The following is a 22,176-nucleotide window of genomic DNA, read 5'->3' on the forward strand; positions in this document are numbered from 1 at the left end:
GCATGGGTCACTGGCAACGGCCATGAACATTGTAAAAACTGCCTTCGGGCAGTTTTTTTGTTTCTACGGAGGGTAACCTCTATTGATAGATGAGTAAGGTATTGATCCTGTTCAATAACTTGAGCAACCAGCGCCAATCGTGACATAGTCCCCCTTCGCGCTCATAAAACAGACAAGGAGAGTGTCATGTTGCTCAAACCCCTGGGCCTCGCCGTTGCCCTCGCCCTGCTGGCCGGTTGTGCCAGTGACAAAGGCTTTCACTATGCCCCGCCTCCCCAAACCCTGATCGCCCCGGAAGCCGCCAGCGGCTGGACCGACAAACAGGGCTGGCAGGGCAATGACTTCATGGTGGCGGCCGCCAACCCGCTGGCGGTGGATGCGGGCTACCAGATCATCCAGGCGGGTGGCAGCGCCGTGGACGCCGCCATCGCGGTGCAACTGGTACTGACTCTGGTGGAGCCGCAATCCTCCGGTATCGGCGGTGGCTCCCTGCTGCTGGTGTGGGATGGCAGCCAGGTCGTGGCGGTGGATGGTCGCGAAACTGCACCCGCCGCCGCCACGGATCAGCTGTTCATGAAGGATGGCAAGCCCATGGCTTTCTACGACGGCGTGGTGGGTGGCCGCTCTGTCGGGGCGCCGGGCACGGTGCGGGCACTGGCGCTGGCCCATCAGCGCTATGGCAAGCTGCCCTGGGCCACGCTGTTCGAGCCCGCCATCACCCTGGCTGAACAGGGCTTTGTGATCAGCCCTCGCCTCGCCACTCTGCTGGCAAAAGACCCCTATCTCGCCAAAGACCCGGATGCCCGCGCCTACTTCTATCTGCCGGATGGCACGCCAAGGCCTGCCGGCAGCACGCTCACCAACCCGGCGCTGGCCCAGGTATTGAAGACCCTGGCCACACAGGGGGCGGATGCCTTCTATCAGGGGCCCCTGGCGGAAGCCATGGTGACCAAGGTGCGCCAGCATCCCACCAACCCGGGCGTGCTGGCGGCGGCCGATCTGGCCAGCTATCGTGCCAAGCTGCGGGACGGCCTCTGCTTTGACTATCGTCAGAGCCAGATCTGCGGCTTCCCGACCCCCTCCTCCGGCACGATAGCGCTGGGCCAGATCTTCGGCATGCTGGAGAGCCGCAACATGGCGGCCCTCAAGCCTGTGACGACGCCTGAGGGGGGGCTGGCCGCCTCAAGCGATGCCATTCACCTCTACAGCGAGGCGGCGCGCCTTGCCTTCGCCGATCGCAACCAGTACGTGGCGGACAGCGATTTTGTCAGCGTGCCGGTGAAGGGGCTGCTGGACAAGGGCTATCTGGCCGAGCGGGGCAAGCTTATCGGTGAGCAATCCATGGGGGTCGCCCAACCCGGTACGCCGCCGCTGGCACTGGCCCGCGGCAAGGATGCGACCCCTGAGCTCCCCTCCACCAGCCACGTCTCCATCGTCGACAAGGCCGGCATGGCGGTCTCCATGACCAGTTCCATCGAGGATGGCTTCGGTTCGCGGCTGATGGTCAATGGCTACCTGCTCAACAACCAGCTCACCGATTTTTCCTTCACCTCGGTGGATGCCGCCGGTCTGCCGGTGGCGAACCGGGTGGCGCCCGGCAAACGACCGAGATCTTCCATGTCCCCCGTGCTGGTGTTTGACAAGCACAGTGGCGAGATCGAAATGAGCCTGGGCTCCCCGGGGGGCTCCGCCATCATCAACTACGTGGGCAAGACGCTGCTCGGCACCCAGGATTGGGGGCTGAACCTGCAACAAGCCATTAACCTGCCCAACTTCGGCAGCCGCAACGGCCCCACCGAGCTGGAAGCGGGACGCACACCGGAGAGTGTGGTAGAGGGATTGAGAGCGAGAGGCCACGAAGTGGTACTCAGCGAGCAGACCTCGGGCCTGCAGGGGGTCGAACGCAATGCTGGCGGCTGGTTCGGCGCCGCCGATCCGAGGCGCGAGGGGATTGCCAAGGGCCAATAAATGCCCGCGTCTCTTCACCAAGGCGACCTGAGGGTCGCCTTGGTGCTTGTGGCCGCCCCCAACGGCAGCGAGCCTGGTTAGGCCATCGCCCGGGCCGGCCTGATCAATCCGGCCATCCCGGCACAACATGGCCGACATGGCACACTTTGGGTCCCTGCGTCAGCCCCCCAGCCGGGACACAATGACCACGGCACGGCGACCAGACTGCCACTCCCCCTCTCATCAGCACAAAGCACTGACCAACCCCCAGCTAAACAGCAGATCCTGCAGCGACCCCCACCGGATGGGGAAACCCGCCAGATGGGCAGATCCGGCGTGCGATCCCCTGACTAGACTGAGTTGGTCGTCTTATGACACCCATTCATGGTATTCACCTGTCACTCAACCCGGAAGGATCCGATATGAAACCCTTGCTGACCGCCCTCTTGCTCCCCCTGCTGCCCCTCGCCGTGCAGGCCGCCGACCCCGTCTGGATCACGATCGGTGCCGACAGCGGCGTCGAACTCAAGCAAGTCAAGGCCAAGCTGGCCCCCCTGTTCAGTGCCAGCGGCGCCCCCGTCCAGCTGGCGCAGATCGAGGCGAGCGAGCTCGGCACCCTCTCCCACCTGATGCACGAAGGTCATCAGCGCTGCGGTGGTTATGTGGTGCACAGCACCCTGGCCGACGCCTTGCAGAGCATGGCCCAGCCCCTCACACAAAACCTGTTCAGCCCGCCGCCGCTGACCCAGAGTGCCAGTATCAACCGACTGCTGCCCTATCTGGATCAGGGCAACATTGTCGGCACCATCAGCAAGCTCGCCAGCTGGCGCAACCGCTACTACACCACCACCACAGGGGTGCAATCCGCCGACTGGGTGGCCAGCCAGTGGCAGAGCCTGGGCGCCCCCCTGCCCTGGGCCAGCGTCATCCGGGTCAAGCACAGCGGCTACCCGCAGCAATCCGTGGTGCTGACCCTCAAGGGCAGTCGCTATCCGGATGAAGTGGTGGTGATTGGCGGTCATCTCGACTCCACCGCAGGCTCGGCCCCCAACAGCCGCACCCTGGCCCCCGGGGCCGACGATGACGCCTCCGGCATCGCCACGCTGACCGAAGTGCTGAGAGTCATCGCCGAGCAGGGGCGCCAGCCGGAACGCACCCTGCAATTTATCGGCTATGCGGCAGAAGAGGTGGGCTTGCGCGGATCCAAGGACATCGCCAGCCGCTACAAGGCAGCCAACACCAAGGTACTGGCCGCGCTGCAGCTGGACATGACCAACTACCAGGGCTCGGCCGAGGACATCGTCTTCATGACCGATTACACGGACAAGGGACTGACTGGCTATCTCGCCCAGTTGCTCGATGCCTACCTGCCGCAGATCAGCTATGGCTACGACAGCTGTGGCTACGGCTGCTCGGATCACGCCTCCTGGCACAATCAGGGCTATCCCGCCGCCATGCCGTTCGAGTCGCGCTTCAACGACTACAACCCCAATATCCACACCGCGCAGGATACCCTGAAAAATTCGGACGCCTCCGCCGGCCACGCCCTCAAGTTTGCCCAGCTGGCCACCAGCTTCGCCATCGAGATGGGCAAGATCAACTGAGCAAGGCGCCGTTGAAAACAGGATAACAAGAGGGAGGCTTGGCCTCCCTTCTCTTGTTAACAGCCCCCGTTCAGTGCGGCCTTTGTTGCCAGCCGAGCAGGCTGTCCTGGCGCAATTGCCGCTAGGCGTCACGGGAGAGGCCGGGTTCGCTGGCGGCCAGCATCTGCTTCAATTCGATAAGCTCAAGGGCACTGGCAGCCCGGGGGGCAGGATCGTCCGGCCAGCAGGCGGCAGGCAGTGCCGGCATGACCAGCAGGGCAAGGGAAAGTATCAACAGATAGGGCGTCATCTTGGGGCTCTCATGTTCCGTCACCGGGTCTATTCTTGTCGGGACTGATGACGGCTTGATGACAGGATGGGATCGTCATTTTACCACATCTGATGAGGCGGGCCGGCGCCTGGATACATATGGCAACATTTATGCCAAATCTGCGCGGACCAGTTAATTTATGCCCTAAAAAGTAGCCGGGAGGAAAACGTTATCCTTGAAAAGAAAACGTTATCTGGTCAAAACGTTGTTTCTGGATCATAAAAAGTATCCAAAAACTGGTGTATATTGCACGGCGGAAACTCCTTAACCATGAAGACTGACATGAAAAAGACCAAAATCGTCTGCACCATCGGCCCCAAGACCGAATCTAAAGAAATGCTGGCTAAAATGCTGGATGCTGGCATGAACGTCATGCGCCTGAACTTCTCCCACGGCGACTACGCCGAGCACGGCGGTCGTATCAGCAACCTGCGCGCTGTCATGGCCGAAACCGGCAAGCATGCAGCCATCCTGCTCGACACCAAGGGTCCGGAAATCCGTACCATCAAACTGGAAGGCGGCAACGACGTTGCCCTGGTCGCTGGCCAGACGTTCACCTTCACCACCGACCAGACCGTGGTTGGCAACAAAGACAAAGTGGCCGTGACCTATGCCGGTTTCGCCAACGACCTGCGCGTCGGCAACCGCATCCTGGTGGATGACGGCCTGATCGGCCTGGACGTGATCGAAATCACCGAGCGTGAAGTCATCTGTAAAGTGCTGAACAACGGTGATCTGGGCGAGAACAAGGGCATCAACCTGCCGGGCGTCTCCATCAAGCTGCCGGCCCTGGCCGAGAAAGACAAGCGCGACCTCATCTTCGGCTGCGAGCAAGGCGTTGATTTCGTTGCGGCGTCCTTCATTCGCAAGAAAGAAGACGTGCTGGAAATCCGTGAGCACCTGAAAGCCCACGGTGGCGAGAACATCCAGATCATCTCCAAGATCGAAAACCAGGAAGGCCTGGATAACTTCGACGAGATCCTGGCGGTCTCCGACGGCATCATGGTTGCGCGTGGCGACATGGGCGTGGAAATTCCGGTTGAAGAAGTGATCTTCGCCCAGAAGATGATCATCACCAAGTGCAACAAGGCACGTAAAGTGGTCATCACCGCCACCCAGATGCTGGATTCCATGATCAAGAACCCGCGTCCGACCCGCGCTGAAGCCGGCGACGTAGCCAACGCCATCCTGGACGGTACCGACGCAGTCATGCTGTCCGGTGAGTCCGCCAAGGGCAAGTACCCGCTGGAAGCCGTGACCATCATGGCCACCATCTGCGAGCGTACCGACGCCGTGATGCCGTCCAACCTGTCTGCTGCCAACGACAGCAACAAGCTGCGCATCACCGAAGCCGTATGTAAAGGCGCGGTCGAGACCTCCGAGAAGCTGGATGCCCCGCTGATCGTGGTTGCCACCGAAGGCGGCAAGTCTGCCAAGGCCATTCGTAAGTACTTCCCGCAAGCCTGGATCCTGGCCATCACCACCAACAAGAAGACCGCTGCCCAGCTGGTTCTGACCAAGGGTGTGGTTGCTCACGTGGTTGACAGCATCGCCTCTACCGACGATTTCTATCACATCGGTAAAGAAGCGGCACTGGCCAGCGGCATGGGTCTGAAGGGTGACGTGGTCGTCATGGTCTCCGGTGCCCTGGTACCGAGCGGCACCACCAACACCGCCTCCGTTCACGTACTCTAATTCGTACTGAACCGATGAAACGGCGCCTGCGGGCGCCGTTTTTTTTATCTGTCCCCCTGCTTCCCGTGCAAGCCCGGTGTTAGAATCCACGCGGATTGAATTCAAATGGGAAATGTCCCAAATATCGCGTAATAACCCGGAAGTTTTATGCTCTCAACACGTTTTAAAAGAGCCTCGGCCACCCTGTTGCCGCTGCTCTGCATATTCATCAGCCTCTGCGTACCGCAAGCCATGGCGCAAGAGCTGCCCCAACGGGCCAGCGTACAGCGTGCGCTCGATGCCATCGGCAAGTCAGATACCCTCACCGTCAGCCAACAGACAGACCAGAAGTTTCTGACCGAGACCCTCAGCCTGCTCGACAGTATCGAGAAGGAGCAGGCCAAGGCCAAGAGCCAGGCCCAACGCATTCGCGCGCTGCCCGGCGAGCTCAGGGATATCAGCGCCAAACTCGATGCCCTGGCCCAGAACAAGAGCGACGAGCAGATCACGAGCGAATACGCCCGTATGAGCCTGAGCGAGCTGGAGAGTCGCCAGCCAGATGTCGTGGCCAACATGCAGAATGCCCAGGAGGCCCTCGGCACCATCAGCAGCCAGCTGACCAGCCTGCAGACCCTGCCGGAGCGCGCACAGGCCAACATGAGCCGCGCTTACCAGGACAGCCAGAAGATCCGTACCCGCCTCAACGCAGGTGACGGGGTGAGCAGCGCAGAGAAGATGAAGCTGGGCGCGGAACTGGCCTTGCTGGAGCTGCAACTTGCCAACCTGCAACAACAGCTGGATAACCGCACCAGCATGCAGGATCTGGCGGTCAAGCAACGGGACTACCAGAATGCCCGCCTCGCCAACGAGGAGAGAAAGCTGCAACTGCTGCAAGAACAGAGCAGTGCCAAACGTCTGGGCGATACCGAAAAAACGGCCGAACAAACCGGCGAACTGGTCGCCATCGACGATAACCCACTGGTACAAAAAGAGCAGGAACTCAACCATCAGCTCAGCCAGCAACTGGTCAGCGCCACCGCCAATCTCAACAAACTGGTGCAGAAGAACCTGCAAGCCAAGAGCTGGCTGGAACGCGGCACCCAGACAGAGCGCAACCTGAACGAACAGGTACAGATGCTCAAGGGCAACCTGCTGCTCTCCCGCATCCTCTATCAGCTCTACCAACAGCTGGAGTCCGCCCCTTCCACTCTGGTCAAAAATCTGGAAGAGCAGATCGCCGACCTGCATCTGGCCCAGTTCGAACTGAGTCAGCAACGTGATCAACTGTTTCAGAAAAACCAATATCTGGACAACCTGATCGCCAACAGCAGAGAGCCGGTCAGTGCAGAGGACAGAGCCAGCCTCGCCACCCTGCTCGACACCCGCATCAACCTGCTCGACCAGCTCAACCGTCAACTCGACAGTCAGCTGACCAACGCCATCAGCCTGCAACTGACCCAGCAGCAGCTGGCACGGATCTACGCTTCCATCGAATTTACCCTGCAGCAACACATCTTCTGGGTCAGCAGTAACAAACCCATCGACATGAAGTGGTTCATCAACTGGCCAGCCCTGGCCTACAAGCAAGCCTCTGACTGGGTGCTGAAGCCGGACTGGCAAAGCTGGCGTGCCAAGCTGCTGGGGGTCTCCCTGCTGGCCTTTCCGCTACTGCTGATCGGCGGTCTGCTGGTATGGCGGCGCCCGACCCTGATTGAGCGCGAGAAGAAGATCACCAAAGACCTTGGTCGCTTCCGCCAAGACAGCCAGTGGCATACCCCGCGCGCTCTGCTCTATACCGTGCTGCAGCGCCTGCCGGGTAGCCTGTTCATACTGGCGGCCGGTCTTTGGCTCGCTTACTGTGGCCTGCTCAGTCCCAAACTGATTTTCCAGATCACCCTCAACCTCGCCCTCGGTTATCTGGTGTTCAGCGTCTATCTGACGGTGATGCGCCCGGGTGGCATTGCCGAATCGCACTTCCGCATTCCGAAGGCCGTGTTGCAGGCCAAGCGCACCAGCATGCGCTACCTGTGGCTGCCGCTGCTGCCACTCATCATGCTCTCTACCAAGGCGGTCGTAGAGCCCTCGTCGCTGGGCAACGATGTTATCGGCCAGGCGCTGACCCTGCTGCTGCTGGGCCTAACCACCTATCTGGTGTTCCCCATCTCTCGCGCCATTATCAAGGGCGAGGGCAGCTTGCAACAGTCGATCACCGCGGGCGCCCTGGCGCTGGCGCCGGTGGCACTGATGGTGCTGGTCGGACTGGGCTACTACTACACGGCGCTGAAACTGACTGGCCGTCTGGTGGAGTCCTTCTACCTGCTGATCATCTGGCGCCTGGTCTATCGCACCTCACTGCGTGGTCTGGAGCTGGCGGCCCGTCGCCTGGCCTACCGCCGCGCCGTCGCCAAGCGTGAACACAGATCGGTGGAAGATGCAGAAGGTGGCGAGTCCATCGAAGAGCAGCCCATGGATCTGGAAGAGGTCAGCCAGCAATCCCTGCGCTTGACCCGCACTGTGTTGCTGCTGGTATTCGGTGTCGCCTTCTACTGGCTCTGGTCTGATCTGGTGGCGGTCTTCTCCTACCTCGACAGCATGGTGCTGTGGTACCGCAGTGAAGGGACCGGTGCAAATGCCGTGCTCTTCCCGATCAGCCTGAGCGACGCTCTGACCGCTATCTTCATGCTGGGGGCAATCTGGTCACTGGCTCGTAACCTGCCAGGTCTGCTGGAAGTGCTGGTGCTCTCCAAGTTGAGCCTGGCCCAAGGCACTGTCTACGCCATTACCACCATGCTCAACTATCTGCTCATCGGGATAGGTACCCTGACGGCGCTCTCCATGCTCGGCATGCAGTGGGAAAAACTACAATGGATGGCTGCAGGTCTGACCGTCGGTATCGGTTTTGGCTTGGGTGAAATCATCGGTAACTTCATCTCCGGCATCATCATACTGTTCGAGCGTCCGGTGCGGATTGGTGACACTGTCACCATTGGTACCTTCTCCGGCACCGTCTCCAAGATCCGTATCCGCTCTACCACCATCACCGACTTCGACCGTAAAGAGGTGATCATCCCCAATAAGGTGCTGATGACCGAGCGACTGATCAACTGGTCGCTGAGTGACACAGTCACCCGGGTAATCGTACGGGTGGGGGTGGCTTACGGCTCGGATCTGGAGCTGACCCGCACCCTGCTCAAACAGGCGGCCGACGAGAACAGCCGCGTGCTGAAGGATCCGGCTCCCATCGTCTACTTCCTCACCTTCGGTCCCAGCACCCTGGAACATGAGCTGCGCTTCTTCGTGAGTGAGCTCAGCGATCGCAACCCGACGGTGGACGAGTTGAACCGTAAGATAGACGCCCTGTTCAAGGCGAACGGCATCGAGATCGCGTTCAACCAGATGGATGTCTACATCAAGAACATGAAGGGTGAAGAGCTGAAGGTGGAGCCCAACTCCGATGCCCTGCCGGGCCAGCAGCCCGCCTGATGCCGGACGACAACCACTCCCTAAGGCCCCGTGACGGGGCCTTTTTTATGGTCCGGGATCAACCTGCCAGAACCGGGTTGGCGGTTGTGTGATGGCGAGGCGAGAATCGGATAGGGGTGTAGGTCCCCCGTGACCGGTCACAGTCGCACACCACGCGCGGTTCTTTCTATCCTCGGATAACGCTAACCGCTTCTTCATCCCCTTCCCCGAGACCTTCAAATCCCAACGGCTCACGCATGACGGCCGCTGCCATTTCGCCAGCGACTCGCGGGCCCGGTTTGGCCACCAAATGGAATGACACCATCATCACCGCCGATGCCTACCAGATCCCACAGGATCATCCCCTCCTCGAAGCCGTTCACGCCGCGTTTTTGCAGAAAAAACCGTGGGAAGTGGGCTTCTTCCGCTACCCGCAGATGGCGAGCTATCGCCTGAAGGCCCATCAGGTGGTGTGCCCGGCCCGGGCAAAAGAGTAAGCAAAACCCCGAAGGATGGAGATAAAATTGGCCTGCCGTTACCCATGACAAGGAGTTGATATCAGATGCAGCAGGTCGTTTATGTCGCCAGCCCCGGCAGCCAGCAGATCCATGTGTTTGCCCTGGCCGACACGGGAGAGATGCAACTCTTGCAGCTGGTGAGCACGCCGGGTCAGGTACAACCGCTGGTGATAAGTCCCGACAGGCGCTGGCTCTATGCCGCCGTGCGACCCGACTTTGCAGTCATCAGCTACCGGATTGGCTTGGATGGCCGGCTCAGCGAACAGGGCTCGGCGCCGCTGGCGGGCAGTGCCTCGCACACCGCCATCGATGCCAGCGGCCGCTTCCTGCTGGCGGCTTCCTACGCCTTCAACCATGTCACCGTCTCCCCCATCGGTAGTGGCGGCCGGGTAGAAGCGCCCCATCAGCAGCTAGATGGCTTGCAGGCCGCCCACTCGGCCACTCTGCTGGGCGCAGATGAGCAGGGCGAGCAGGAGGTTATGGTCGCCTGTCTCACGGAAGATGCCATCCGCCGCTTCACCCTGAACGACAAGGGGCGGCTGGCGCCCCATCCGCTGGGGGATCTGCATACCGTCAGCGGTGCCGGGCCAAGGCACCTGACGCTGCACCCCGTCAATGGCGATATCTACTGCCTGAACGAGCTCGATTGCACCATCAACCGCTACCACAGGCAGGCCGATGGCCATATCCATCTGCAACAGAGCCTGGACATGCTGCCAGCGGGATATCAGGGAGAGCGCTGGGGGGCGGATCTGCATGTCACACCGGATGGCCGTTTTCTTTACAGCTGCGAACGAGCCAGCAGCCTGCTGACCCTGTTTGGCATAGCTGCGCAGGATGGCAGCCTGACCCTGCGGTCCCACTTCCCGACAGAGACCATGCCTCGCGGCTTTGCCATCGATCACAGCGGCCGCTATCTGCTGGCGGCCGGGCAAGCTTCCCACCAACTTGCCGTGCACCGCATAGACCCGGGCAGCGGTGAGCTGACGCTGCTCACACGCCATCCGGTAGGCGACGGGGCCATGTGGGTGCGGGTGCTGGCCTTGTGCGAGTGACGTCGAGAAATCCGTTGAAATGAGTGAGGCCACCCGGGGGTGGCCTCACGATTTGACTGACAGCAATCTTTGCTTAGTCCTTGGCGCTCTCCATGGCTCCCTCTTCGGTGCTGGCAGGCAGGATCAGGTTGAGCAGTATGGCGGCAACCGATGCCAGGCCGACACCGGCCAGGGCGAAGTCACCTATCTTCATCTCCAGCGCGCCGACACCGACCGTCAGGGTCACGGCCACGATGGCGATGTTACGGGCCAGCCCCAGATCCACCTTGGATTCCACCAGCGTCTTGAGACCGATGGCTGCGATGGAGCCGAACAGCAGCAGCATGATACCGCCCATCACCGGCATGGGGATGGAGGTCAGCAGGGCATTGAACTTGCCGAAGAAGGCCAGAATGATGGCAAACACGGCAGCCCAGGTCATGGTGACAGGGTTGAAGTTGCGGGTGATCATCACGGCACCGGTCACTTCGGCGTAAGTGGTCACGGGTGGGCCACCGATGAAACCGGCAAAGCAGACGCCAATGCCGTCACCGGCCAGGGTACGGTGCAGACCCGGGTTCTTGGTGTAGTCCTGCCCGGTCACGCCACCGATGGCGAGCACGCCGCCAATATGTTCGATACAGGGGGCGATGGCCACCGGCAGCATGAACAGCGCTGCGGCCCAGTTGATCTCCGGGGTTTCGAAGTGAGGCAGCGCCAGCCAGGGTGTGTTGACCAGACCATCGAAGTTCACCTGCCCCATCAGCACGGCCGCGACATAACCTGCAATCACACCGCACAGGATGGGGATGAGCTTGATCCAGCCCTTGCAGAACACGGCCGCAATCAGGGTCACCGCCAGCGAGATGCCCGCCAACGCCAACGCCGTCGTGGCAGGCACCACCTGTTCTCCACCGGCACGGCCCATCGCCATGTTGCAGGCAACCTGAGCGACCGACAGGCCGATCACCATGATCACGGGGCCAATCACCACGGGCGGCAGCAACTTGTTCACAAAGCCCATGCCCCGCACGCGAATGAGTGCGGCCAGGATGAAGTACATAAAACCGGCGGCAATCAAGCCAAACATAGTGGATGGCAGTCCCCAGGTCTGGGTGGCGTAAATGATGGGGGCGATGAAGGCAAAGCTGGAACCGAGGAAAATCGGCACCTGGCGGCGAGTGCAGAGCTGGAACAACAGGGTTCCCACACCGGCGCCAAGCAGGGCCATGGAGGGGTTCAGTCCGGTGAGCAGGGGCACCAGAACCATGGCACCGAAGGCGACAAACAGGATTTGCAGCCCGGCGACACTTTGCTTGACTAAGGAAAACATGGATGTCCTTAATTTTTTGATAACCGACAGGGATATTTAACACTTTTCAGTTATCACAAGACGTTTTCAAGGTGTTAAATGGGCCACTTGGCGTCATTCGTTACCTTTTACTGCTTGGGGAGGGCGTGAAACTGGCTTTTTGGGCGGGATTCGTTGCTACAAGCATCGAGTATGCGATTTTACGCACTTTTATGGCAGACGCCAATCGTTTTTCCACGCTACTTTGTTTGTCAAGGACTCACCCCTGCTCCGCCATAGGGTCACTCTATACTTGATTGCGTGAACCCAGCCGGACAAGGAGTCCCCCATGACACTGCCCTCTTTCAAACCCAGCCAGCGCAAATTACTGGTGGGATCGGCCATCGCATTGGCCCTGTTTGCTACCCCATTCAGTTATGATTTCACCCACAACGAGTGGCAAATGAATCAGGCCTATGCCAAGTCCTGCTTCATTGCCGGTACCCGGATCGTCATGGCCGACGGCAGCGAACGCCCCATAGAGACGTTGCAAGCCGGTGAATGTGTGCTGGATCAACATGGTCATCTCAACCGGATCCTGGCTATCGAGCGCGTGCTGTTGGGGGAGCGCAAGCTCTACGGAATCAACCAACTGGCTCCCTTCTTCACGGCGGAACACCCCTTCTTGACCTCTCGCGGCTGGGCGGCCATCTCGCCCGCCATGACCCGTACCGAGAACCCGGCCCTGGCCGTGTTGCCACTCTTTACCGGCATGCGCCTGCTGGGCTGGCCAGCAGCCGCTGCCAGTGCAGGCAATCTGGCGCTGGCTCCCCAACCGAGCGAGCTGCTGGTGGAATCGCTCTACTGGATTGACAGCCCGCCCACCACGGCACTGTTCAACCTGATCCTCGATGGCAGCCACAGCTATATAGCCAACTCGCTGATCGTTCACAACAAGGATGGCGATGGCAGCAGCGGTAGTGGCGGGAATGGGGGCGGTAGCGACAGCAGTGGCGGCAGCGACAGCAGTGGCGGTAGCGACAGCAGTGGCGGCAGCGACAACAGTGGCGGCAGCGACAACAGTGGCGGCAGCGACAACAGTGGCGGCAGCGACAACAGTGGTGGCAGCGACAACAGTGGCGGTAGCGACAACAGTGGCGGCAGCGACAACAGTGGCGGCAGCGACGGGGGTAGCCAGGGTAGTGATGACAATGGCGGCGGTGAACACGCCGGAGGAGATCGTCACGCCGGAGGGGATCATCATGCTGGTGGACGCGGCCTTGGCAACGGCCTCGACGACAACGGTGTGGATGCCGTCGATGCCAACGGCAACAAGCTGCGGGGCGACGGCACCATCGATGATAACGGTGTGGACGCAGTCGATGCCAGCGGCAACAAGCTGCGGGGCGACGGCACCATCGACGACAACGGTGTGGATGCCGTCGATGCCAACGGCAACAAGCTGCGGGGCGACGGCACCATCGACGACAACGGTGTGGACGCCGTCGATGCCAACGGCAACAAGCTGCGGGGCGACGGCACCATTGATGATAACGGTGTGGATGCCGTCGATGCCAACGGCAACAAGCTACGGGGCGACGGCACCATTGATGATAACGGTGTGGATACCGTCGATGCCAACGGCAACAAGCTGCGGGGCGATGGCACCATCGATGATCGTAAGCAAGTGCTTACCGATGAGCAGGAGCGTGCTCTGCTCAACCGCAGTTTTCGTGAACAGGGGCAACCATAATGCGTTATCTGTTACCACTTTTCCTGCTCGGCCTCACTGGCTGCGCGACGGTCGACAGCCCACCGCTTTACCACCAGATGGACAAGGCCGATGTGGTATTGGCCAATCAGGCGCTGGCAGAGGCGCTGCAAACCCGCCCCAAAGGGCAGAGCCTCACCTGGTTCAATGCCGCTAACCGTCACAGTGGCAGTGTCACGCCGCTGCGCACCTTCCGCCACCCCAATGGCCTCTGGTGTCGCGACTATCGCGAGCAGCTCTATATAGGCCAGGAAAGCCAGCAGTGGGAAGATACCGCCTGCCGCAGCAAGGATGGGCACTGGCTGCCGCTGCGCAGCTGACGAAAAAAGGGGGTGGCCTGACGGCCACCCCCTTTCATCTCACGCTTTCGGCCGTCATACCCGGCGATAAGGCAGGTAGAGCGGTTCCCACATGTGGCTCAGGATATGCTGCTGCAGATCCTGCCCGATCAGCGGGTGGGATGGATCCTTGCGCACTATGTCTTTCAGCACGGAGGTCGCCACGTGCACCGAGATGTTGCGCAGCTCGCGGATCCGCGGATAGACGGAACCTTGTGCCAGATCCACCTCGTTCACGCACTCGGCCAGCGCAAAGGCGGCCGTGGTGAAGATATCCGGGCTGATCTCGCTCAGCTGGCTGACGATGGCGGCCAGCCCCACCCCGGGGAAGATAAAGACGTTGTTGCCCTGGCCAATGCGGTAATCCTTGCCATCGAAGGTCACGTCCTTGAACGGGCTACCGGTGGCGACGATGGCCTTGCCCTGGCTCCAGCGGTAGATGTCTTCCGGCAATGCTTCACAGTTGGCAGTCGGGTTGGAGAGCGGGAACACCATGGGACGGGCACAGTGCTTTTGCATCAGTTGCACGTGCTCCTCCTTGAAGGCGCCACCGGCACCGCTGGTGCCGAGCAGCACTGTGATGGGCACATGGCGCAGCACGTTGGTCAGGTTGGCCCTGCCGGGCACTTCGGTATCCCAGCCAGCCAGCAGCAGACCCGGCTTGGCGTAACGACGCTTGTACTCGTCAAGGCCATCGCGGTTGTCACACACCAGCCCCTGGGTATCCAGGATATAGATACGATCGCGGGCCGCCTGCGGGTCCAGACCCTCGCGGATCATGCCCGCACAGATCTGATCTGCAACCCCTACCCCGCCGGCGCCAGCGCCATAGACCAGATAGTTCTGCTGACCCAGAGTCTCCCCCTTGACCTTGACCGCCCCTATGATACCGGCCAGTACCACGGCGCCCGTGCCCTGAATATCGTCGTTGAACGACGGCAGGGATTGCTGGTAGCGGGAGAGATTGTTGAAGGCGTTGGACTTGCTGAAGTCTTCCCACTGCAGCACGGCGTTCGGGAAGTGGCGCTTGACTCCGGCCACGAACTTGTCGATGAAGTCGTCATACTCCTTGCCACGGATGCGCTTGTGAGGCTGACCCAGATACATGGGATCATCCAGCAGGGCCTGATTGTCGGTCCCTACATCAAGGGCGATCGGCAGGCAGCAGGCGGGGTGGATACCGGCCGCCAGGGTATAGAGGGAGAGCTTGCCGATGGGGATCCCCATGCCACCCACCCCCTGGTCACCTATCCCCAGGATGCCCTGGCTGTCGGTCACCACTATGATGCGCACCGATTTTGCATCCAGCTGACGGGCCAGTGAGCCCATGTCATCGACGTTTTTCGGGGTGATGTAAAGACCGCGCGCCTTCTGATAGCGGTGGCTGAACTCCTGACACGCCTTGCCGACGGTCGGGGTGTAGATGATGGGGGTCATCTCTTCCACGTGCCGCGATAGCAGGGCATAAAACAGCGTTTCATTGCGATCTTGCAGGGCACGCAGGTTCTGGTACTTCTCGATGTCGCTGCAGGCGCTCAAGAAGCCCTGATAGACCCGATCCAGCTGGGCCTCAAAGGTTTGAACCTGAGGAGGCAACAGGCCGTCGAGCTCGAAGTCGGCGCGCTCCTGTTCGGTGAAGGCTGTGCCCTTGTTGAGGTTGCGATCGTTGAGCAGATCAGTGCCAGTCAGTGCAACGGGGCGAAAATCCTGTCCCTGTGCATCTTTCCACAGCAGATATTGTCCGGTAGCCATAGTCGTTCTCTTTGATTTACGTGAAATTGCCGTTCGGCAGGAGAGCAAGACTCATAATGAAATCAATCATATGACGTTTGGTTGTTTCGTTTTGTGAGCTCGGGCATACCCTGCGGCCAAAAACATGATCAGGCCGGGCGCAGAGCCGGAGTACAACCTGAAACAAACACGGCGACCGCAGCCACCGTGTGTTCATTCCCATGGCAGTTAAAGACTCAATCGCTGATGTTCACCTCCAATTTGAAGGCATGCTTGGCCTTGCTGGTTTCGGCAGCGCCCATTTGGTAGACCCGAATGGTGTAGGTCCCCTTGGCTGGCAGGTTTGCCTGGAAATTGTTGCCCTCGCTGGAACCGATAAATATCGCCTCCCCCGTGCTGCCTGGTGGCAAGATATTGAAATAGGTGCTCGATTTTCCCGTCAGGGTCACCGCCATGCTCTGGCCCTTGTTGGCGGTCAGTGTGTAGTCCAGCGTCTCATGCCCCTGGATCGTACCCTTAATGATGGCACCGGACTCCCCTTTCTTGAACTGCACCTGCTGGGTCTTGATGTCATCGGCCGCCTGCACGACCCCGGATGCCATTCCCCCCCAGCAGACCAAATGAACAGATGGCTACCAGCAATGTTCTCTTCATCCTTGTTCTCCTCGTTAATAAACGAAACCGCCCTTACTGTTGCTCGCCCCTGCGTAAAAAACCACACGATTTGACGATGCCAAAGGGTTGTCAACGCAATGAATATGGCGGACAACTATGCTCAACAGCAAACCCACAGCAGGGGTTCTCTCCCCCCTATTCCGGGAAGCCGCACTATGAGTGATATCCTGATCGTCGATGACATGGCATCCAACCGCTACATATTGCGCTGCCTGCTGGAAGAGGCGGGTTACCCGGTGCGCGAGGCGACCGATGGACAGCAGGCGCTGGATGCGGCCACCCGGTCCCCTCCCGCACTGGTGTTGATGGACATCAACATGCCGGTGATGAATGGTTATGAAGCGTGCCGCCGCATCAAGCAGTTGCCGGGCCAGTGGTGCCTGCCCGTCCTCTTCATCAGTGCTAACAACGAGGATCGCCCCCGAGTCGCTGTTTCTCGATCTGGTGCATGAACTCATCAAGAACAGCATGGAGCACGCCTTCAAGGGGCCTGGGCCACACAGCTTGGGCCTGAACATAGCGCAAAGCGGCAACGAGCTGCTGCTGACCTATCGGGACTCGGGCCCCGGCATGACGGCCGAACAGCTGCCCCGCCTGTTCGAACCCTTCTTCACCACCCTGCGCGGCAGCACCAGCCACTGCGGCCTGAGCGCCTGCCGCATCCACAATCTGGTGGAGAACAACCTGCACGGCCAACTGACCGTCACCAGCCCGCCCGGCCAGGGGCTGACATACCAGATCAGGCTCCCCCTGCAGCCGCCCCTGTAAAGAGGCTTGCGTTGACGAGACAATCAGGAACAGACAATAAAAAAGGACGCCTCGGCGTCCTTTCATGTTTCATCCCTTCATCACGTCTCAGCCGGACTTGCCCACCTTGGGCTCATCGAGCTGATGCTTTACCTCTTCATACCAGAGGTCGTGGTGCTCCTTGGCCCAGGTCTCGTCCACCTCGCCGGTCACCATCCCCTCCAGCGCCCCTTCCAGCTGGAACAGGCCCATGTAGATATGGAAGATAAAGCCGCAGATGAGGATCAGCGCACCGACGATGTGGATAAAGCTGGCCCACTCCATCTGGCGGCGCAGCTGGCCGAAGATGGGGAAATCAAGGAACAGCCCGGTCGCCACCACAATGCCGCCAAACCAGATTAGCAGCCAGAAGATCGCCTTCTCGCCGCCGTTGGAGAAGCCCGCCGAAGGGTGACTCCCCTTGTGCTTGCCGAGCATGCCGCCAAACTTCATGAACCACTGCACATCCACCATATTGACGATGTTGTGGCGGAACCACTTGATGAGCACCCCCATCAGGCAGAGGAAGAAGAGCGGCCCCACGTAGTTGTGGAACACCTTGGCAAACCAGATCCAGTTCTCCCACACCCCGAGGCTCACCACCGGCTTGATAAAATACTTGCCGTAGATGATGGCCAGCCCCGACCCGGACAAGGTCAGAAACATGGCCGCCGTAGTCCAGTGCAGCGCCCGATCCAGCCTGCTCCAGCGCTTGAGCTTGCGCCCGGTGCGCGGTTTGGAGAGCTTGGTCTGCCCCACGACCAGGTACATCAGGCCACACATGGCCAAGGATCCAAAAATGGCGATAGCGCCGAGCGGTGACACCCACTTGGTCTTCACCTCGAACCAGAGCTGACCCGGCACCGAGATCAGCACCCCGTGCTCCGGCGAGCGGGAGGTGGTCACCCCCTCCTGCCCATCCTTCACCGCCCGCCAGTAATCGGCGCCAGCAAAGCCGACCGCCTCTTGCTCGGCATCGGCGAAACTTGCGGTACTCACCAGCAGCAGGGCAGCAAACAGGGCCATTAGCCAGGTTTTCATGCTGCCCCTCCCTTGCCCGCCTTGCTGGCATCATGGAACAGCTCATCGCCGTTACCCCATGCCGCATCCTTGGCCCCGCGATAGGCGACCCGCTCGCGGAAGATGTCGGAGATCACCTGTGCATCCCCCGCCAGCAGCGCCTTGGTGGAGCAGAGCTCGGCACACATCGGCAGCTTGCCCTCGGCGATGCGGTTGGCTCCGTACTTCTGGCGCTCCGCCTCGCTGTGATCCTCTTCCGGGCCACCGGCGCAGAAGGTGCACTTGTCCATCTTGCCCCGATCGCCGAAGGCGGCGGTTTTCGGGAACTGGGGCGCCCCGAACGGGCAGGCAAACAGGCAGTAGCCACAACCGATGCAGAGATCCTTGTTGTGCAGCACTATGCCGTCGTCGGTGTGATAGAAGCAGTCGGCCGGGCAGACCGCCATGCAGGGGGCGTCGGTGCAGTGCATGCAGGCGACGGAGATGGAGATCTCGCCCGGCAGGCCGTCGTTGAGGGTCACCACCCGGCGACGCTGGATGCCCCACTCGAGGGCATCATCGTTCTCGTTCTTGCACGCCGTCACACAGCCGTTGCACTCGATGCAGCGCTTGGTGTCACACATGAATTTCATTCTGGCCATGAAATCTAAGCTCCTACTTTGCGAAAACGGCACAGGGTGACCTTGGTCTCCTGCATCTGGGTGACAGGGTCATAACCATAGGTGGTGACTATGTTGACCGATTCACCCAGCACATAAGGGTCAGACCCTTCCGGATATTTGGATCGCAGATCCTTGCCCTCGAAGTGGCCGCCGAAGTGGAACGGCATAAAGGCGAGCCCCGGCTTGACCCGCGGGGTCACCAGCGCCTTCACCTTGACCCGGCCCCCTTCCGGCCCCTCGACCCACACATCCTGACCATCCTGCACGCCGACATCGTTGGCATCCGCCGGGTTGATCTCGACGAACATCTCCTGCTGCAACTCGGCGAGCCAGGGGTTGGAGCGGGTCTCGTCGCCGCCTCCCTCGTATTCGACCAGACGGCCGGAGGTGAGGATGATCGGGAACTCCTTGCTGACATCCTTCTCCTGCACCGAGGCGTACTGGGTCGGCAAGCGCCACAGGCTCTTCGAATCAGGCCAAGTGGCGTAGTCAGCCAGCAAGTCGCGGCGCGGGGTATAGAGCGGCTCGCGGTGCTTGGGCACCTGATCCGGGAAGGTCCACACCACGCAGCGCGCCTTGGCGTTACCGTAGGGAACGAAGCCGTGCTTGATGGCGACCCGCTGGATACCGCCGGAGAGATCGGTCTTCCAGTTCTTGCCCTCGGCCTCCTTCTTCTCGGCCTCGGTCAGCTCATCCCACCAGCCGAGCTGCTTCATCAGGTCGGCAGTGATCTCGGGATAGCCGTCTTCCACCTCACTCCCCTTGGGCCAGGAGTCTTCGGCGAGCAGCGAGACGCCCTGATACTCGATGCCGAAACGGGCACGGAAACCGCCGCCCCCTTCCGAGACCGGAATACTGGTGTCGTAGAGGATGTGGCTGCCGGGATGCTTCATCTCCGGGGTACCCCAGCAGGGCCAGGGCAGACCATACACTTCGCCACTGACCGGGCCGCCCTCGGCCTTGAGGTTGGTCTTGTGGAAGGTGTGCCAGTTCTGCTGGTGCGCCTTGAGCCGCTCCGGGCTCTGGCCGGTGTAGCCCACACTCCACATGCCGCGGTTGTATTCGCGGGTGATGTCTTCCAGCAGTGGCTGGTTGTTCTCCACCTTGATGTGCTTGAAGAGCTCATCGGCAAAGCCGAGCTTCTTGCTCAGCAGATACATGATCTCGTGGTCGACCTTGGATTCGAACAGGGGTTCTATCACCTTGTCGCGCCACTGCATGGAGCGGTTGGTGGCGGTGACGGAACCATAGGTCTCGAACTGGGTGGTGGCCGGCAGCAGGTAGACGCCATCGGTGCGATCGTTCATCACCGAGGCGACGGTGGGGTACGGGTCGACAATCACCATCATGTCGAGCTTTTGCATCGCCTTCTTCATTTCCGGGCCGCGGGTCTGGGAGTTGACCGCATGGCCCCAGTAGAACATGGCGCGGATATTGGAGCCCTGCTCGATGAGATCAGCGTTCTCCAGCACCCCATCCACCCAGCGGGAGACCGGAATGCCGTTATTGTTCATCGGCAACTTGCCGTTGTAGGCCTTGTTGTCGAAACGGGCCTTGATCCACTCGTAATCGACACCCCACACCCGGGCCCAGTGCTTCCAGGAGCCCTCTTCCAGCCCGTAGTATCCGGGCAGGGAGTCGGAGGTGACGCCAAAGTCGGTGGCTCCCTGCACGTTGTCGTGACCGCGGAAGATGTTGGTGCCCGCCCCGCTCTTGCCCACGTTGCCGAGGGCCAGTTCGAGGATGCAGTAAGCGCGGGTGTTGTTGTTGCCTGTGGTGTGCTGGGTGCCGCCCATGCACCAGACCACGCAGCCGGGGCGGTTGTCGGCCAGCAGCTTGGCAGCGCCATGGACCTGCTGTTCGTTAAGGCCGGTCACCCGCTCCACTTCGGCCGGAGTCCAGCGCGCCACCTCTTTTTGCACCTCATCCATGCCGTAGACACGGGTGCGGATGAACTCCTTGTCTTCCCAGCCGTGCTTGAAGATGTGCCAGAGCATGCCCCAGATAAAGGCGACGTCGGTGCCCGGACGCAGTGAGAGATACATGTCCGCCTTGGCGGCAGTGCGGGTGCGGCGCGGGTCGACCACCAGGATCTTGCAGCCGTTGCGCTCTTTCGCCAGCAGGATGTGCTGCATGGCGACCGGGTGGGCCTCCGCCGGGTTGGAGCCGATAAACATGATCGACTTGCTGTTGTGCATGTCGTTCAGGCTGTTGGTCATGGCGCCGTAGCCCCAGGTGTTGGCTACGCCAGCGACCGTGGTGGAGTGGCAGATGCGCGCCTGGTGATCCACGTTGTTGGTGCCCCAGAGCGACGCCATCTTGCGAAACAGGTAGGCCTGCTCGTTGGAGTGCTTGGCAGAGCCGAGCCAGTAGACGCTGTCAGGGCCGGACTCCTTGCGCAGGCGCAGCACTTCATTGCCCACCTCTTCGATGGCCTGATCCCAGCTGATGCGCTGCCACTTGCCACCCACCAGCTTCATCGGGTACTTGAGGCGACGCTCGCCGTGGCCATGCTCGCGCAGGGCCGCCCCCTTGGCGCAGTGACCGCCGAGGTTGAAGGGGTGATCAAACGCTGGCTCCTGACCGGTCCAGACGCCGTTCTGCACCTCGGCATAGACGCCGCAGCCCACCGAGCAGTGGGAGCAGATGGTGCGCTTCACCTCGACCGGCACCTCGGCCGCCACGGTTTTGGCCTCGGCCCGCTACATCATAGCAGGGGCCAGCCAACCGGCGGCCACGGCGCCACCGGCCACCAGACCGGAGTTGACCATAAAGGCGCGGCGGGTCAGCCCCTGGCCGCAAGCGGCCCCATTATTCTGCAAACAGCCTTGCAAGTGGCCCTGCTCGCTCGCCTTGACCGGCTCGGCACGTTTTGTCAGTTTCATGAATTCTCCTTCGCTATGTTCGGCACTGATCCGGCTCAGTCGGTGCCGCGCAGGGTGCGATAAAAGTCGTGAACATGGGGGGTCTCCCGATAGCCCTTGTCAGGCTCGGTGTCGTGGGTCAGCACCTCTTTGCCCACCACCCGACCGGTGGCACCGGCCAGCACGCCAATGGTGGCGACCACGCCAACACCCTTGATCAGATTGCGGCGGGACGGGTCTTTCAGCTTTTCATCGCTCATTCTTGTGACCTCTGTTTTTGTACTTGCCAGCGCCTGCGCGCCAGCTTCGTGTCCAATGGGATATCTCGTCTGCTCGTTTTGTTATGCGCAGCTCTTGTTATGCACCTGACTCTTATACACAAATATTGTGAACTGATTGGCACTTTTCCCGATTTCCAGGATCTGATCTCCTATGTGACTCCCGAACATGGTAACGATCATGCTAACTTTTGCTCTTCATCGTGCGGCC

Annotated in this window: 17 protein-coding genes and 1 pseudogene; 10 read left to right on the plus strand and 8 right to left on the minus strand. The window is 60.7% G+C overall.

Annotated features, from left to right (window positions below):
* The first annotated feature begins 186 nt into the window (after window positions 1–186).
* Together ggt and GWQ22_RS12690 are read left to right on the plus strand one after the other, a co-directional pair.
* Window positions 187–1,968 carry a gamma-glutamyltransferase gene (gene ggt / locus GWQ22_RS12685; RefSeq protein ID WP_275930518.1) on the plus strand — a complete coding sequence of 594 codons (1,782 nt, stop codon included), beginning with the start codon at window positions 187–189 and terminating at the stop codon, window positions 1,966–1,968.
* Between the two features lie 401 nt (window positions 1,969–2,369).
* Window positions 2,370–3,551 carry a M28 family metallopeptidase gene (locus tag GWQ22_RS12690; RefSeq protein ID WP_275930519.1) on the plus strand — a complete coding sequence of 394 codons (1,182 nt, stop codon included), beginning with the start codon at window positions 2,370–2,372 and terminating at the stop codon, window positions 3,549–3,551.
* A 121-nt stretch (window positions 3,552–3,672) separates the two neighbouring features.
* On the opposite strand, the gene GWQ22_RS12695 is transcribed toward GWQ22_RS12690, so the two are convergent.
* Entirely contained in the window at window positions 3,673–3,840 is a 168-nt protein-coding gene (locus GWQ22_RS12695; protein ID WP_275930520.1) for a hypothetical protein, read from the minus strand.
* A 303-nt stretch (window positions 3,841–4,143) separates the two neighbouring features.
* On the opposite strand from GWQ22_RS12695, the gene pykF reads away from it, so the two are divergent.
* From pykF to GWQ22_RS12715, 4 genes are all read left to right on the plus strand, one after another.
* A complete protein-coding gene (pykF, locus tag GWQ22_RS12700; protein ID WP_042035179.1) occupies window positions 4,144–5,556 on the plus strand; it encodes a pyruvate kinase PykF in 1,413 nt (470 codons plus the stop codon).
* Window positions 5,557–5,703: 147 nt separating this feature from the next.
* Window positions 5,704–9,018: a mechanosensitive channel MscK gene (gene mscK, locus GWQ22_RS12705; protein WP_275930521.1), complete on the plus strand. Its 3,315-nt coding sequence runs from the start codon at window positions 5,704–5,706 to the stop codon at window positions 9,016–9,018.
* A 236-nt stretch (window positions 9,019–9,254) separates the two neighbouring features.
* Window positions 9,255–9,494 (plus strand): hypothetical protein, encoded by a 240-nt coding sequence (locus GWQ22_RS12710; protein ID WP_249126772.1) that lies wholly within the window; start codon window positions 9,255–9,257, stop codon window positions 9,492–9,494.
* Between the two features lie 65 nt (window positions 9,495–9,559).
* Window positions 9,560–10,570 carry a beta-propeller fold lactonase family protein gene (locus tag GWQ22_RS12715; protein ID WP_275930522.1) on the plus strand — a complete coding sequence of 337 codons (1,011 nt, stop codon included), beginning with the start codon at window positions 9,560–9,562 and terminating at the stop codon, window positions 10,568–10,570.
* A gap of 73 nt (window positions 10,571–10,643) precedes the next feature.
* Here GWQ22_RS12715 and GWQ22_RS12720 read toward each other — a convergent pair whose 3' ends face one another.
* Entirely contained in the window at window positions 10,644–11,882 is a 1,239-nt protein-coding gene (locus GWQ22_RS12720) for a uracil-xanthine permease family protein (protein ID WP_212514384.1), read from the minus strand.
* Window positions 11,883–12,189: 307 nt separating this feature from the next.
* Between GWQ22_RS12720 and GWQ22_RS12725 the strand changes: the two genes are divergently transcribed.
* Window positions 12,190–13,593 carry a hypothetical protein gene (locus GWQ22_RS12725; RefSeq protein WP_275930523.1) on the plus strand — a complete coding sequence of 468 codons (1,404 nt, stop codon included), beginning with the start codon at window positions 12,190–12,192 and terminating at the stop codon, window positions 13,591–13,593.
* Window positions 13,590–13,931: an RT0821/Lpp0805 family surface protein gene (locus GWQ22_RS12730; RefSeq protein ID WP_042035171.1), complete on the plus strand. Its 342-nt coding sequence runs from the start codon at window positions 13,590–13,592 to the stop codon at window positions 13,929–13,931. The genes GWQ22_RS12725 and GWQ22_RS12730 overlap by 4 nt, the downstream gene beginning before the upstream one ends.
* A 54-nt stretch (window positions 13,932–13,985) precedes the next feature.
* On the opposite strand, the gene GWQ22_RS12735 is transcribed toward GWQ22_RS12730, so the two are convergent.
* Both GWQ22_RS12735 and GWQ22_RS12740 read right to left on the minus strand, forming a co-directional pair.
* Complete coding sequence (locus GWQ22_RS12735; RefSeq protein ID WP_275930524.1) at window positions 13,986–15,701, minus strand: NAD-dependent malic enzyme; 1,716 nt, start codon at window positions 15,699–15,701, stop codon at window positions 13,986–13,988.
* Between the two features lie 215 nt (window positions 15,702–15,916).
* The gene (locus tag GWQ22_RS12740; RefSeq protein ID WP_275930525.1) at window positions 15,917–16,282 is read right to left on the minus strand and encodes a DNA breaking-rejoining protein; all 366 of its coding nucleotides are present in this window, start codon (window positions 16,280–16,282) and stop codon (window positions 15,917–15,919) included.
* A gap of 228 nt (window positions 16,283–16,510) precedes the next feature.
* Here GWQ22_RS12740 and GWQ22_RS12745 point away from each other — a divergent pair, with 228 nt between their 5' ends.
* Both GWQ22_RS12745 and GWQ22_RS12750 read left to right on the plus strand, forming a co-directional pair.
* Complete coding sequence (locus tag GWQ22_RS12745) at window positions 16,511–16,807, plus strand: response regulator (protein WP_249126769.1); 297 nt, start codon at window positions 16,511–16,513, stop codon at window positions 16,805–16,807.
* Window positions 16,755–17,123: an ATP-binding protein gene (locus tag GWQ22_RS12750; protein WP_275930526.1), complete on the plus strand. Its 369-nt coding sequence runs from the start codon at window positions 16,755–16,757 to the stop codon at window positions 17,121–17,123. The genes GWQ22_RS12745 and GWQ22_RS12750 overlap by 53 nt, the downstream gene beginning before the upstream one ends.
* Before the next feature lie 87 nt (window positions 17,124–17,210).
* On the opposite strand, the gene GWQ22_RS12755 is transcribed toward GWQ22_RS12750, so the two are convergent.
* The 4 genes and pseudogenes from GWQ22_RS12755 to GWQ22_RS12770 form a co-directional block, all read right to left on the minus strand.
* A complete protein-coding gene (locus tag GWQ22_RS12755) occupies window positions 17,211–18,182 on the minus strand; it encodes a formate dehydrogenase subunit gamma (RefSeq protein ID WP_275930527.1) in 972 nt (323 codons plus the stop codon).
* Window positions 18,179–18,802 carry a formate dehydrogenase FDH3 subunit beta gene (gene fdh3B, locus GWQ22_RS12760; protein ID WP_275930528.1) on the minus strand — a complete coding sequence of 208 codons (624 nt, stop codon included), beginning with the start codon at window positions 18,800–18,802 and terminating at the stop codon, window positions 18,179–18,181. Before fdh3B ends, GWQ22_RS12755 begins: the two co-directional genes overlap by 4 nt.
* Before the next feature lie 5 nt (window positions 18,803–18,807).
* Window positions 18,808–21,708, minus strand: a pseudogene (locus tag GWQ22_RS12765) (formate dehydrogenase subunit alpha).
* Window positions 21,709–21,743: 35 nt separating this feature from the next.
* Complete coding sequence (locus GWQ22_RS12770) at window positions 21,744–21,947, minus strand: transcriptional initiation protein Tat (protein ID WP_021229865.1); 204 nt, start codon at window positions 21,945–21,947, stop codon at window positions 21,744–21,746.
* Window positions 21,948–22,176: the final 229 nt, after the last annotated feature.

It is taken from the genome of Aeromonas sp. 1HA1, from assembly GCF_029237385.1.
Classification (GTDB): domain Bacteria; phylum Pseudomonadota; class Gammaproteobacteria; order Enterobacterales; family Aeromonadaceae; genus Aeromonas; species Aeromonas popoffii.

Bases quoted from the DNA above. Each gene is read 5' to 3' on its own strand.
- ggt (WP_275930518.1), top strand. From the start codon at position 187: ATGTTGCTCAAACCCCTGGGCCTCGCCGTTGCCCTCGCCCTGCTGGCC.
- fdh3B (WP_275930528.1), bottom strand. From the start codon at position 18,802: ATGGCCAGAATGAAATTCATGTGTGACACCAAGCGCTGCATCGAGTGC.
- GWQ22_RS12715 (WP_275930522.1), top strand. From the start codon at position 9,560: ATGCAGCAGGTCGTTTATGTCGCCAGCCCCGGCAGCCAGCAGATCCAT.
- GWQ22_RS12745 (WP_249126769.1), top strand. From the start codon at position 16,511: ATGAGTGATATCCTGATCGTCGATGACATGGCATCCAACCGCTACATA.
- GWQ22_RS12755 (WP_275930527.1), bottom strand. From the start codon at position 18,182: ATGAAAACCTGGCTAATGGCCCTGTTTGCTGCCCTGCTGCTGGTGAGT.
- GWQ22_RS12735 (WP_275930524.1), bottom strand. From the start codon at position 15,701: ATGGCTACCGGACAATATCTGCTGTGGAAAGATGCACAGGGACAGGAT.
- pykF (WP_042035179.1), top strand. From the start codon at position 4,144: ATGAAAAAGACCAAAATCGTCTGCACCATCGGCCCCAAGACCGAATCT.
- GWQ22_RS12725 (WP_275930523.1), top strand. From the start codon at position 12,190: ATGACACTGCCCTCTTTCAAACCCAGCCAGCGCAAATTACTGGTGGGA.
- mscK (WP_275930521.1), top strand. From the start codon at position 5,704: ATGCTCTCAACACGTTTTAAAAGAGCCTCGGCCACCCTGTTGCCGCTG.
- GWQ22_RS12690 (WP_275930519.1), top strand. From the start codon at position 2,370: ATGAAACCCTTGCTGACCGCCCTCTTGCTCCCCCTGCTGCCCCTCGCC.
- GWQ22_RS12770 (WP_021229865.1), bottom strand. From the start codon at position 21,947: ATGAGCGATGAAAAGCTGAAAGACCCGTCCCGCCGCAATCTGATCAAG.
- GWQ22_RS12720 (WP_212514384.1), bottom strand. From the start codon at position 11,882: ATGTTTTCCTTAGTCAAGCAAAGTGTCGCCGGGCTGCAAATCCTGTTT.
- GWQ22_RS12710 (WP_249126772.1), top strand. From the start codon at position 9,255: ATGACGGCCGCTGCCATTTCGCCAGCGACTCGCGGGCCCGGTTTGGCC.
- GWQ22_RS12740 (WP_275930525.1), bottom strand. From the start codon at position 16,282: ATGGCATCCGGGGTCGTGCAGGCGGCCGATGACATCAAGACCCAGCAG.
- GWQ22_RS12695 (WP_275930520.1), bottom strand. From the start codon at position 3,840: ATGACGCCCTATCTGTTGATACTTTCCCTTGCCCTGCTGGTCATGCCG.